Source organism: Nitrospira sp., assembly GCA_035968315.1.
Classification (GTDB): Bacteria; Nitrospirota; Nitrospiria; order Nitrospirales; family Nitrospiraceae; genus Nitrospira_D.
In genome coordinates, this window is sequence record JAVYIN010000009.1 from 235,257 (window position 1) to 247,201 (window position 11,945).

Genomic DNA, 11,945 nt, shown 5'->3' on the forward strand with positions numbered 1-11,945 from the left:
TCCTTCACCATAGCCAGTCGCAGAATAACGAGAGGGGCGGCGAAATTGCAAGCCACGCAAGCACGCCAACACCGCCAGTGTTGCGCGTAACCGACAGCAGATTCCCGACGGCGGCGTACGTGTAGGTCCCGACGTTTCCCTGCCCGTCGATCACCTGCGACAGCCGGCCCAAGTCGTCATAGATATACTGCGCCTGATCAGCAACCGCCAGCGTCGGCGCTAACGCACAGAGCATCAGCACGCAGGCCACAACCATCAGGGCTTTTGAGAACGCCATCTGCTTCATCACAGGTCTTTCATCACCGATTAAGACTCACTCGCACGTCCGACCCAAAGCCACATCGCACTCAAGCCCCGCCAGAAAAGCAGCCTGTGCCCTTTTTCCTCTCTTCTCCCCCACGGCGACCATCTGCAATTTTCCCTGTCCCTATCTTCTATCTATTTCCCCAATTTCTTGAACTGCTGAAATACCAGTTCCATTTGCAATCGGAGCAACCTGGCGTCCTCTGGATGGAAATGAAAGCTCTGCGTCACAAAATACCGAATTGTGATTCCTGTGAATTGCTTCTTGAGCTCCTCAATCAGAGCGATTTCAGTACTTGTTATGACGCCTATCGACACGCGTTCCTCTTTATACGGAAGTGGAATCAGTCCATGAAAAGATGACCTCGCCCATTCACGTGATCGATCGCTACGAGTAATTTGCAATATGGCTGCATCCAGTCCTAAAAGCCCTCTGCCATCACTTATTCGAATGACAACTTGTGACCGCCCATTGATAGAAGACACATCGTTGTATCCCTGGCTTGTCAATTGGTATTCCTGTGTCTTCATTGGAACTTGATTATCCGTAAGGCGACCCAATTCTTCTCCTAGGATAGGCCAAGAAAGATCCGCCCTAACAAGTTGTGGTGATGGCTCAGGAATTGGACCTGTTTCATTTTCATGCTCCTCTAGAATTCCCCATCGTTCCCTAACCAGCCCACTTAGTTCATCACGAATGCTCTTATAATCCTTCGTTACGAGAGCAATGACATGTGTTGCCCTATACGCTGGAGACTCTCCATTCATCAGCAATAATTTTTCTCCTTGTTCACGTAGAATGGAACTCGCTCCCTTAAAGGCATAGGAGTAGGATGGTATCCAAGGAGAAGGCGGCTCATAGAATGGTAAACTGTCAGCGTTTACATTCATGACCGTTGCTGCAAGCAAAACTGTCGAGGCGAGGACTATGCTCATTTGCAGGACTTCCTTCCATGCATTGCTTTCCACTGCTGGATAATCTGGCGATCAGCCGCTATTGCACCCTGTATTTCAGACACATTTGGAAAATAATCAGCTACAGCATGTTCAAGCCAATCGCCCCAATTAGCTGGGTCTGTAATTGATGGCTCTGGGAGGACCGGAGTCCATTGGTGAGATCCAGAAAACGGATCTTCAGTGGAGTGCAGCGCGCGTCCGAGCCCCACTGTAGTCCCACGAGCTAGCTGTTGCCGAATGTGAGTGTGGCTCGCCCGGATAGCATCAGCTGCAGTCTTGTCATTGGGCCCCTGCTGTCCGTGAAAATGTGCATTGGCTGCCTCAAACGTGGGAATAGCGTTGTCCGTGTCTGCGTCCGCCTCAGCCACAGCACTTGCAAAACCGGCACTACATCCTTCCTGCTGCAGCGCAGACCATGCGATATATTTATGCCAACCGGGGGAAAACAACCCTTGAGGGTCAATGAAACGAGCCGGATTGTTCAAGGCATAGGCATAAGAGTTGACTCCTCCTGCTATCCCAAGAGGATCCTGTGAAATGAAGCGTTGCAACATGGAGCTATAGTATCTCGCACGGTAGTAAATAACTCCTATCCCATCATTCTCACGCCCTGTGTATTGGAACGCATTCGACGAGCTGCCAGTGGCCGTTGTCTTCCCAAACGGCTCATAGCCATAGGTCGAGACGGAAGCCCCACTGGCATCGCTCAGCGCCAATGAACTGCCAAGCGCATCAATGTGGTAGTGCTCGTTGCCTGTGCTCGTCTGCCGGATAAATGGTTCATCGATGTTCAGGCTTCGGAGATAATTGGCCCCAACTGTTCCCCCGCCGATCTCGGCAGCGATATCGTTGCCGTCGTAGGCAAACTGCGTGCTCGCCCCGTTGATCGTTTTACTAGCCCGCCGGCCGAGTGAATCGTAGGCGAATGAAGCCGTGGCTCCACCACTCATGCCGATCAGTCGGTTCCTGGCATCCCACTGGTAGGTGCTCGCACCGTCGCTGGTGAGATTCCCGTTGGCATCGTATGTCAGATTCGTGCCCGCGAACTGCGTCTGCTCATTCGCGGCGTCGTAGCTGGCTGCCGCCACCGCACTGGGCAAGAGGCTGGCGGTCCCGTTGGCTCTGTTGATCGAGAAACGATTCCCTGCGGCATCGTAGGTGTAGGTCAGTGCGTCAATGATCCCGCTTGGGCCGTTGTGGGTGATGCTCGTGAGCCGGGAGGCCAGATCGTATGTGTAGCTCGTGGCCGTCCCGTTAGAGTAGCTCAATGAAGCTCTCCGATTGGCAGTGTCATAACCGAGCGCGGCAAATAGCGACCCTTGGGCCACGCGGGTCAGACGGCTTGCTGCATCGTACTGATAGGTCGTCGGCTGCTGGCCGTTGGCGACCATCTGCGTTCTTCTGCCCAACACATCGTATTGATACGCGACTGTGCCTTGCGGCGTCGTTTCTTGAATGAGGCGATCCAGAATGTCGTAGGCGAAATCGATGGTTCCAGCACCTGGTGCGGTATCACTGGCCTTCACCAAGCGCCCGACGGTGTCATAGGTAAAGGTGGTGGTCGCATCGGCATAGATGGCTTGCGTGCGGCGATTCAAGGCATCGTACTGGAACGTCGTGACTTGGCCTTTTCGATCGGTGAACTGCGTCAGATTTCCAGCAAGATCGTATTGGTAACGCTCCGTTCTGTTCAGCGCATCGGTCCGCGTCGCCAGGCGATCCATGTTGTCATAGGCGTAGGTGGTTGTTTGGCTCTTGGCATCGGTGACGGTGAGGAGATTGCCATTCGGGTCATAGGCAAATCTCGTGAGGCCGTTCATCGCATCTTGAATCTGAGTCACACGATTGAGGGCATCATACGTAAACTGCGTGCTTTTCCCCCGTGCGTCCACGATCGCCACCAGACGCGACACGGCATCGTAGAAGCGGAGTGTCCGGTTGCCGAGGGGATCGATGGTGGCGATGAGGTTGCCCACGTCGTCGTATTCGAACTGCGTGACGTTGGACAAGGCGTCTGTCACTGAGATCGGCTGGCCGAACTGGTTATAGGTGATGTTCGTCGCATGCAAGAGCGGATCGAGTGTGGTGAGCAAGTTCCCCGTGACGGCATCATAGGTAAAGCGCGTGTGCTGATTCAGCGCATCCGTGATCCTGGTCGCACGGTTGAACGTCGGCTCGTATTCAAAGAGCGTGGGATTCTGCTGCGGATCGAGCACCGAGTTCACATTGCCGGCTAGATCGTACGTGAACTTCGTGAGCCGGTTCAGTGGATCGCGCACTTCCATGACCTGATTGGACACAAACTCTCTCGTCATCCTGGTCTGCTGCCCCAGCGCATTCACCGTCCCCACCGGCTGATTCCGTCCGTTGAAGCGATGGACCGTCTTGTTCCCACGTGGATCCGTGACCGTGGCTTGCGTCACCGAGCGGCTCGTGACGACATAGTCGAACGTATAGACCCCACTATCAGCCTGGGTCTGTGAGACCACGGCGGGATCAGGCGGACACGCCGTTCCGCTACAATAGATGTTGGTCAGATACGTAATGCCACGCGCGTCGGTGATGGTGCCGATATTATACGGACCCGCATACCCATAGATGGTCGTCCCGCCAGCAGGATTGGTCACGGAACGGAGCCGAGGTACGAAATAGCCGCCGGTCGGCGGCTCATAGGCATAGGTGACGGTTCGACCGATCGGATCGGTGATCTGGCTGATCCCTCCACCTGCATATTGGAACGTGAGCGCCCGTCCGCCCGGCTCGGTGATCTGTTGAATCTGGGCGCCGCTCCGGACAATTGTCACCGTATTCCCGTTGCGGTCGGTAGGGCTAGAGATACCCTTCATACGAACAGATCGTTGATTAGGCCAAGATTTGGGAGGCTACCGCGCAGTTCCTAACACCAGCCCCTTCAACCGATCCAAATTGATCGCCTCGACCCGATGGCCGTCGCGGCCCACGACCGTGGTGGCCATGGTGAGGGCGTTGAGAATGGCTTCTTCGGTGGCCTCGACCGTCGCGGTGATGATGGGATTCAGATGGGTGTCGGCCAAGTGGGTCTGCTGAAACGTCGGCGCTTGGGGATAGTGCGGAATGATGTTGCCGGTGGAAAACGCCAGGATGAAATCGCCGCTGCCATGCCGCGCGGTGGAGCCGGTACGGGCAAGACCGAGCGACGCGCGCTTGGCGAGTCTCGTCAACTGCCGCCCATCAAGCGGCGCATCGGTGGCCACGACGATAATGATCGAACCTTCGCTTTGACCCGGCATCAACGCCTCCGACATCTGCGCGAGCGGTTCGTAGCGTTTGCCGACGGGCACGCCCCCCACCATCAGCTCCGGCATACGCCCATGATTGGCATTGACCAGCACGCCAATCGTGTAGCCGCCTTCTTCCACCGAAAGTCGCCGCGATGACGTCCCGATCCCCCCTTTGAATCCGTAGGACACCATGCCGGTCCCTGCCCCAACGGTACCTTCCTTAACGGGACCACTGCTCGCACCGTCCAGTGCCGTCATCACATCCTGCTCGGACACATGGCGGCCTTGAATGTCATTCAATCGGCCATCGTCGCACTCCGCCACGACCGGCGTCAGCGTGTCGTCGGAGATGCCGATCGCTGGATACTGTTTGATCATCCAGCTCATCACGCCGTTGGCCACACGAGGGACATTCAGCGTATTGGTCAGTGCGATCGGGTACTCCAGAAAGCCAGACTCCGCGACCCATGAGAGGCCGGTCATCTCGCCCGTGCCGTTCAACACAAACGCCCCGGCCGGCACTTTCTTATGCCACACATCCTCGCGCGGAACGATCACGGTGACGCCTGTCCGCACTGGCCCTTGTCCTGGGTTAAGCGCTCCCTCTCCGGAGATGAGCGTGCGCTGCCCAACCTTTACACCGTGGACATCGGTAATGGCATTCAGCGGACCCGTTGAATATTGTCCGATGGACACGCCAAGATCGCGGACCCTCTGCCGCGCCTCAGTCGTCTCTGCCGCCTGCACCGTTAGGCTGCCCCAGATCGCCGCCACGGTGACCGCCACCGCCAATGCTCCTCGGCTAGATCTCATAGGCGGAACCTCGTCGAGGAATCTGCACGTCCACTCCTGGATGCTCGGCTTCTATGGCCGCGCCCAGTGACAAGGCCTGTTTTTCTTCACCATGCACGATGAAGATTTTGGCCGGCAAGGGATTGATGGCGCGCACATAGGCCAGAAGATCATTGCGGTCGGCATGGGCCGAGAGTCCGTTGAGTTTCACCACCTGCGCCCGCCGCTGCGTCGGCACCCCGAAGATCGGCACGACATCCCACCCTTCAACCAGCTTCCGGCCCAGGGTATGCTCCGCCTGGAAGCCGACAAAGACGATGACGTTGGCTTCGTCTTGGATGGCATGCTTGAGATGATGAAGCACCCGCCCGCCTTCGCACATTCCGGAAGAAGAAATGATCACGCAGGGGCCCTTCATCGAATTGAGACGCTTGCTGTCTTCCGGATTGGAGATGAAGTGGATGTATCGAGAGGCGAAGAGGTCCCCCTCCGATGCGAATGTCCTATAGGTTTCTTCGTCATAACATTCCGGGTGACGGCGAAAGACATCGGTCGCCTTGGATGCCAACGGGGAGTCGATATAGATGGGAATGGGGTCAATCCGCTGCTCGCCGACCAGCGCTTTGATCCGCATGATGAGTTCTTGCGTACGCCCGACGGCAAAGGCCGGCACGATGATCTTGCTCTTATGCGCCCTGGCATGGGCGATGAGATCCTGTGCTTGTTGCTTGAGTTTCTCTTCCGCCTGTTCATGCAGGCGGTCGCCATAGGTAGATTCGAGAATGAGTACGTCACAGGGAGGCGGCGGTTCCGGATCGCGCAAGATCGGCATATGCGACCGTCCCAGATCGCCGCTGAAGAGCACCGTCGTCGTGTTCCCCCGCGCCGTGTACTTCACACGGACAGCGGCCGATCCGAGAATGTGACCTGCGTCGTGAAATGAGGCCGTCATCCTCGGTGCGATCTTGACCGCATCCTGGTAGCGCACCCCCACAAACCGGCGCGTAATGGCTTCCACATCATCGGAATCGAAAAATGGCTGCACGCACTTCTTGCCTCTCCGCTGTTCTTTCTTATTTACATAGCGGCAGTCGCTTTCTTGAATATGCGCGGCATCCTGCAGCATGATCGCGGCAAGATCGGCCGTGGCTCGCGTGAGGTATACCTTCCCGGAAAACCGATATCGATCCAGAACCGGCAAGGCACCGGAATGATCGATATGGGCATGAGAGAGCAGCACGGATGACAAGGACTTCGGATCAAACCCCAACTCGCGGTTCTGCCGGTCTGCCTCCTCCCGCCGCCCTTGGAACATGCCGCAATCCAGAAGCAGCCGGCACCCGGCCGTTTCGATCAGATGCCGGCTTCCGGTGACCGACCGGGCCGCGCCGTGAAATGAGAGCTTCATGACGGTGGCCCCGCAGACTGATTGGTGGCAATGATCTCCCACGCCTCCTGGGCTGTCTCGGCATAGTGAAAGAGGTCCCGATCTTTTGCACTGATCAGCCCCTCTTCGACGAGCATCTCCCAATTGATCAAGCGATCCCAAAATGCGCGTCCCACCAAGACTACGGTCACGCCGGTGACTTTCCCCGTTTGGGTCAGCGTGAGGGTTTCAAACAGTTCGTCCAATGTGCCGAAACCGCCGGGGAATGCCACCAAGGCTTTGGCGCGAATGAGAAAATGCATTTTTCTGAGAGCGAAATAGCGGAATTGGAAACAGAGTTCCGGGGTAATGTAGGGATTCGGTTGCTGTTCGTGCGGCAAGGTGATGTTGAGCCCAATGGACTTGGCCTGTACGTCGGCGGCTCCCCGATTGGCGGCCTCCATGATGCCAGGCCCGCCGCCGGTCACAATGACATACTCGCAGCGCCCATCAGTTTGGCACGAGCTGGACACTAGGCGTCCAAACTCCCGGGCCACGTCATAATAGCGGGACAACTCGCGCTGCCGTGTGGCCACCGCCACCTGTCGCTGCCGGACCGGATCGTCCGGATGCTCAGCCGCTTCCCGTTCTGCGGTGAGGAGAGCCAGCTCAGCCGCCATGGGCTCCTGCAGCCTGGCACTGCCGAACACCACGATCGTGGAGTGAATTCCCTGTTCTGACTGGATGATCTCGGGCTTCAGCAGCTCCAGCCCAAGCCGCAGGGGGCGCAATTCTTCGCGCTGCATGAACACGACATCGCGATCAGCAGGGATATAGGAGGAGGAAGCAAGAATCGCGTCGTTGGAGGAGGAATCCTCGGGAGAGGCCTTACCCATGGCAGGCATTATAAACGGACCGGCACCAGGCAGCAATTGACAAGACGCTGCGAGGAAGGAAACCTCTCAGAAGGGCCAGAACCACAGAACCGGCACCACTCCCTCATGCCGAGTAAACGCAATGGTCCTCACGACTCCCTGCGTATCGTAATAGACGTGAAACTCTTCTTTATCGATCCCCGTGCGCGCCAGTGTCATCGACGGGGAATAGGGAGAAAAGGCTCTGACGATATAGCCAAAATCAATCGCGGAGGACTTGGTATCGCTCCATTCATAGACGGTCGCCATACCGAATTCAGACTCATAAATTTCCTGGGGCACACCGAGCCGGGACACGACTTGCTGCATCGTGGTGCTTCCTGACTGGATGAAGGTCACCCCCTGCGGGGAAATGACATCGTTCACCACGACCCGACGAAGACTGCATCCGGCCAGCAGAACCACGCAGAGCGCAGCGACAATCCATCGAACGGCCTTCACATTCACGCTCCTACTAATCGCCAAACGGCCAGAGCTTAAATTCCACATTCGGCGTCCGCTTACCGTACAGCACTTCTTCCACCAACCCGTTCCTTCCAAAGAATACATAGAGGTTGTCACTCTTAACCTCCATCCGCACAAGATTCACGATCAAGAGCAAGAGTGCCGGAGATTTACCGTCATAATAGTAGTAGTGAAAAATCTCCCGCTCGTTCCCCCGGATAATCCGCTCCGGTGCCCCCAGGAGAGCGACGACATCACTTGTAGTGCTGACGCCCTTCTTAATCTGTACAATAACCTCTTCTCGAAGCGGCTCTCCAAACGTGCCACGGGTGACGACGCAGCCCTGCGCCGCAACCAAGGCCAACAGTACAATCCCCATCAGCCGCACACCTGACATACGACACCCCCGGTTACGCTTCATCTGGACGATCCGCCAAACTCTGCTGGTGTCCCAGGACAAAATCCGTTTCATAGACCTCATAGGAGGATGGTTTCAACCCGACCTTTCGATACACCTCTTGCGCCAACCGATTTTCTGACTCAACGTACAGCCGGACTCCACAGACCTTTGGATCAGCCTTGGCCGTGGCCATCACAGTCGCGTGCATCTTTCGAAAAATCCCTTTTCTCCGCCACGCTGGATCGACATACACACTTTGAATCCACCAGAACACGGCGTTCCGCCAGTCACTCCATTCGTAGGTCACCATTAATTGCCCTACCACGGAGCGCTCGTTCGCTCCTTGATGCTCGGCTACCACAAAAAAGCCGTGCGCGGGTGTTTCTAACAGAGAACGGGTCCCGTAACGAAGCCGGTCGCGATCAAGCATCCGCCCTTCCGTTTCACGCGCCATGGCGGCGCTGAAGGCCGCGATAGCCTCAACATCCTCTATTCGCGCCGGCCGAATCAGTACCTCTGACATTCTTGCCGTAATCCTCTCTCTAGCTCTTGACCGGATCTAACCACCCGGCAGAGGGTTTATAGAATCCCGCGGAGAACTCCATTTTCATGGCGTCTTCGGCAGCCAGACTCAATCGTTTGATTTGGTCATCTGGAATGAACGCCAGATACCCGGTGAAGGGATGAATGGCCGTGGGAACAAAGATCATCACTAGTCTCGCGGCAGGCGTGACTTGGAGCGGCTCGGGCGCTCGCCCCATCACAAAACCGAGTGCCCAGAGGCCATCTCGCGGAAAGGGGAATGCCACCACAGTACTTTGTCCAAACCGCGACCGGAAATTCAGTAATTCGGTGATCCCCTTCATGGTGAGGTAAATGGTACGCACAAGGGGAACCTGTTCCACTTTCTGCTCAAGACGCCTGATCAGATGTTCACCCATCACGTGGGTCACCAGCGCCCCGATTGACAGGACAAGAACCACGAGCAGAACAAGGCCCAAGCCTGGGGTATGGACTGGCAATCGATCTCCGATTAGGTCCGCCAGCAGTGCATCGAGGGTGGTAAAGAGCGCGGAGAGAATTAGGAAGGTGGCCCAGGCAGGAACGAGGAGGAATAGGCCTGTGCCGAATATCCTCCAGATGACGACAGACATGAAACGTAGCTCCAGCCTGAGGAATCTCTCTCAGTTTTGGAGTGTAGCAGAATATCTTTCCATCGAGAAGAAGACTCTTGCTCTTGATCTGCCCAGGAATTCTCCCTTATGCTTCTGTCCTATCGTATTATCTGATTTATCGACTAGGACTGGGCTGAATGAAGGAGGGTCCCATGAGCGTGGATAAAGATTTGCTCGCTATTCTGTGTTGCCCGGAGACTAAACAGACAGTTAGCCTCGCCGATGGAGAGTTGGTATCGAAGTTGAACGATGCGATACGCAAAGGAAGCTTGAAAAATATCGGGAAGCACCAGGTGACCGAGGAACTGGATGGCGGGCTGCTGAGATCCGACTCCAAAATTGTGTACCCGATTCGCGAAAATATTCCTGTTATGCTTATCGAAGAAGGCATTCCCCTCGAACAGCTCGCGTAACCTATATATTGTTCCCGGCTTCTCTGCACGAACGGATCAAGTTCCCTCCTTCGTGCCAGCCGATTTCGTTCCAGGCCTCAACGATTCACACTGCTTCCGTGGGTGTCGGTCTTTGATCCGGTAGATGCTCCGCACTCCATACACAAGTATTCGTAGAGATTTCCGGTCGGGAGAACCAAGAGCAGTCGCTCACGTGTCGGCGTCGCCACGCGGCAACGGGGACAATACAGAAGCGAGGCTTTTAACGCTCCGAATTGGTCAGGCGGTTGTTGAGGAGACACCCTCTGCCTGGGGATAGGATTTGGCTGATGCCACGGACTGGGAATTGAACCACGTCTGGTCGTCGACATATTGGAATTGTATTCAAGGGAGAGCGGCTGGTCAATGGGAAGACCCGGGGCTAGAGCGGCGGCGCGTTTCGGAGCAAGCGGACTGCTCAACCGACAATCCTATCCCTCATATTCCGATGAAGGCAGCGCCTTTGTCCGACGATAATACCGCCAGAGTAGGCGGAATAGTTGGACCGCCGTATAAATGACGAGGCCGCTCATGAGTCCGTAGAATCCGGCGCGACTCCACGGCCAGAGCTCGGGGGCATGCAGCACGAAACCCAGAGCAAGATGCCCCCCTGCTCCCAGGCAGAGGGCAAAGATAATCCACTCCCGTGCCAATGTCATAAACCGTGCCTGTCAGGGTAATAGGAAATACGGAGACCGACCGATCCTGATTGGCAGAAATCGCTACACTGTCGCTTTCGCCGATTCGATTTCTGTAGCCGTGATCAAGCTGGACAAATAGTCTGAAACGAAGTTCAGGGCTTCTTCTCGACCATCGGCACGGCGACCTTTTTCTCTCCGCTGCACGGAGAGCTCGTGCTCAAGATCAGACTTGACCTCTCCCAGGGTGCGCTGAAGGGAGGAAGGTGGAAGATTGGTGTCCATGTCTTCCAGCTCCTGACACCGATCGAGTACCCAATTGAGGCCTTCAATCCTTCCAGCGTAGTGTTCCTGCTCAGCCGTATCGATCCGAGCCATATTGGTCGCAAATGTTTGCGCTTCATAAATAAGATTATAGAAGCTGCTGACCGCCCGTTGCAGAGTTGTGCTCATGATGCTCCTTCATCTGAAATTGACTAACATTTTAATTATACCTGAGAAACTCAAGGCGACAAGAAATATTTTTGACCAATCCCGGGTGAGTCTCAGGGATTACGTGAAGAGGAGAGAGTGAAATTCGTTCATAAAGCCGTAGTACAAGGGCGCGAAGTGCTTAAGGCTTTCCGGGCTGGTTTCCTTGAGTCTTTTAAAAAAGAAGACCTGTGCACGAGGGTCAATTTGTTCAAGTAAATGGCTCAATTGCGCCATCGTATAACTCCCGGCAGGAACGCTCAGGACATAATGGACAAGGCGCTCGACAAATTGTTGCGCCACATACTCTGTCGCTAAATAGTCCTGTGGAATCTTCCCTGATGCCAATAGCTCATCAAATGCAACCGCCTGTGCGGCAAAGGGGATTGACGGTTTTGGCTGAGAGGTCACCAGATCCCTCCACAATGTCCTGAAAACACAGGACAAGACCACTCTACTGGACACCCTGAATACCGTCAAGTGCGCATTAGAAGCAGGCCGTCTGAGCCTAAAGACTGATGCGAGACGGAACGGCTGGGCCAAACAGTGCTGGCTCCATGATAACTTTCATTCATCCTAAGCAAACAGACAGATTTCAGATAAGCCGTAATATTACATGAGCCCTCTCGGAGCCAAAGAGAATGGGCGGAGCCCCCGAAGGAACTCCGCCCATCCCTGAAGCGACCGCCTCGCTGTGACTTACAGCCAGGTTACGCGCTCGGCCGGCCGAATGTAGATCGGCTCTTCGACCTGAATACGCGCCACTTCCTTGC

Annotated in this window: 13 protein-coding genes; 1 reads left to right on the forward strand and 12 read right to left on the reverse strand. The window is 55.7% G+C overall.

The features are described 5' to 3' along the window. Positions 1 to 4: 4 nt before the first annotated feature. From RI101_14510 to RI101_14555, 10 genes are all read right to left on the reverse strand, one after another. A complete protein-coding gene (locus RI101_14510) occupies positions 5 to 286 on the reverse strand; it encodes an RHS repeat domain-containing protein (GenBank protein ID MEC4891260.1) in 282 nt (93 codons plus the stop codon). A 152-nt stretch (positions 287 to 438) separates the two neighbouring features. Next, positions 439 to 1,239 (reverse strand): hypothetical protein, encoded by an 801-nt coding sequence (locus RI101_14515; GenBank protein MEC4891261.1) that lies wholly within the window; start codon positions 1,237 to 1,239, stop codon positions 439 to 441. Then, positions 1,236 to 4,106: an RHS repeat-associated core domain-containing protein gene (locus RI101_14520; GenBank protein ID MEC4891262.1), complete on the reverse strand. Its 2,871-nt coding sequence runs from the start codon at positions 4,104 to 4,106 to the stop codon at positions 1,236 to 1,238. The genes RI101_14515 and RI101_14520 overlap by 4 nt, the downstream gene beginning before the upstream one ends. Positions 4,107 to 4,142: 36 nt before the next feature. Then, entirely contained in the window at positions 4,143 to 5,333 is a 1,191-nt protein-coding gene (locus tag RI101_14525) for a P1 family peptidase (GenBank protein MEC4891263.1), read from the reverse strand. After that, on the reverse strand, positions 5,323 to 6,720 hold the full coding sequence (locus RI101_14530; protein ID MEC4891264.1) for an MBL fold metallo-hydrolase: 1,398 nt from the start codon (positions 6,718 to 6,720) through the stop codon (positions 5,323 to 5,325). The genes RI101_14525 and RI101_14530 overlap by 11 nt, the downstream gene beginning before the upstream one ends. Next, positions 6,717 to 7,574 carry a TIGR00730 family Rossman fold protein gene (locus tag RI101_14535; protein MEC4891265.1) on the reverse strand — a complete coding sequence of 286 codons (858 nt, stop codon included), beginning with the start codon at positions 7,572 to 7,574 and terminating at the stop codon, positions 6,717 to 6,719. Before RI101_14535 ends, RI101_14530 begins: the two co-directional genes overlap by 4 nt. Before the next feature lie 66 nt (positions 7,575 to 7,640). Then, positions 7,641 to 8,054, reverse strand: a complete 414-nt coding sequence (locus RI101_14540; GenBank protein ID MEC4891266.1) for a hypothetical protein — start codon at positions 8,052 to 8,054, stop codon at positions 7,641 to 7,643. 13 nt (positions 8,055 to 8,067) lie between these two features. Continuing rightward, positions 8,068 to 8,436 carry a hypothetical protein gene (locus RI101_14545; GenBank protein ID MEC4891267.1) on the reverse strand — a complete coding sequence of 123 codons (369 nt, stop codon included), beginning with the start codon at positions 8,434 to 8,436 and terminating at the stop codon, positions 8,068 to 8,070. Positions 8,437 to 8,467: 31 nt separating this feature from the next. Beyond that, positions 8,468 to 8,980: an N-acetyltransferase gene (locus RI101_14550; GenBank protein MEC4891268.1), complete on the reverse strand. Its 513-nt coding sequence runs from the start codon at positions 8,978 to 8,980 to the stop codon at positions 8,468 to 8,470. A gap of 19 nt (positions 8,981 to 8,999) precedes the next feature. Beyond that, positions 9,000 to 9,611: a DUF502 domain-containing protein gene (locus RI101_14555; GenBank protein ID MEC4891269.1), complete on the reverse strand. Its 612-nt coding sequence runs from the start codon at positions 9,609 to 9,611 to the stop codon at positions 9,000 to 9,002. A gap of 173 nt (positions 9,612 to 9,784) precedes the next feature. Here RI101_14555 and RI101_14560 point away from each other — a divergent pair, with 173 nt between their 5' ends. Beyond that, positions 9,785 to 10,045: a Trm112 family protein gene (locus RI101_14560; protein MEC4891270.1), complete on the forward strand. Its 261-nt coding sequence runs from the start codon at positions 9,785 to 9,787 to the stop codon at positions 10,043 to 10,045. A 740-nt stretch (positions 10,046 to 10,785) separates the two neighbouring features. Here the strand turns inward: RI101_14560 and RI101_14565 are convergent. Beyond that, positions 10,786 to 11,154 carry a hypothetical protein gene (locus RI101_14565; GenBank protein MEC4891271.1) on the reverse strand — a complete coding sequence of 123 codons (369 nt, stop codon included), beginning with the start codon at positions 11,152 to 11,154 and terminating at the stop codon, positions 10,786 to 10,788. A 99-nt stretch (positions 11,155 to 11,253) separates the two neighbouring features. Next, complete coding sequence (locus RI101_14570) at positions 11,254 to 11,583, reverse strand: hypothetical protein (protein ID MEC4891272.1); 330 nt, start codon at positions 11,581 to 11,583, stop codon at positions 11,254 to 11,256. Between the last annotated feature and the right edge of the window lie 362 nt (positions 11,584 to 11,945).

Excerpts from the sequence above, each read along its gene's own strand:
- RI101_14510 (MEC4891260.1), bottom strand. The coding sequence starts at position 286 with ATGAAGCAGATGGCGTTCTCAAAAGCCCTGATGGTTGTGGCCTGCGTG.
- RI101_14515 (MEC4891261.1), bottom strand. The coding sequence starts at position 1,239 with ATGAGCATAGTCCTCGCCTCGACAGTTTTGCTTGCAGCAACGGTCATG.
- RI101_14520 (MEC4891262.1), bottom strand. The coding sequence starts at position 4,106 with ATGAAGGGTATCTCTAGCCCTACCGACCGCAACGGGAATACGGTGACA.
- RI101_14525 (MEC4891263.1), bottom strand. The coding sequence starts at position 5,333 with ATGAGATCTAGCCGAGGAGCATTGGCGGTGGCGGTCACCGTGGCGGCG.
- RI101_14530 (MEC4891264.1), bottom strand. The coding sequence starts at position 6,720 with ATGAAGCTCTCATTTCACGGCGCGGCCCGGTCGGTCACCGGAAGCCGG.
- RI101_14535 (MEC4891265.1), bottom strand. The coding sequence starts at position 7,574 with ATGGGTAAGGCCTCTCCCGAGGATTCCTCCTCCAACGACGCGATTCTT.
- RI101_14545 (MEC4891267.1), bottom strand. The coding sequence starts at position 8,436 with ATGGGGATTGTACTGTTGGCCTTGGTTGCGGCGCAGGGCTGCGTCGTC.
- RI101_14550 (MEC4891268.1), bottom strand. The coding sequence starts at position 8,980 with ATGTCAGAGGTACTGATTCGGCCGGCGCGAATAGAGGATGTTGAGGCT.
- RI101_14555 (MEC4891269.1), bottom strand. The coding sequence starts at position 9,611 with ATGTCTGTCGTCATCTGGAGGATATTCGGCACAGGCCTATTCCTCCTC.
- RI101_14560 (MEC4891270.1), top strand. The coding sequence starts at position 9,785 with ATGAGCGTGGATAAAGATTTGCTCGCTATTCTGTGTTGCCCGGAGACT.
- RI101_14565 (MEC4891271.1), bottom strand. The coding sequence starts at position 11,154 with ATGAGCACAACTCTGCAACGGGCGGTCAGCAGCTTCTATAATCTTATT.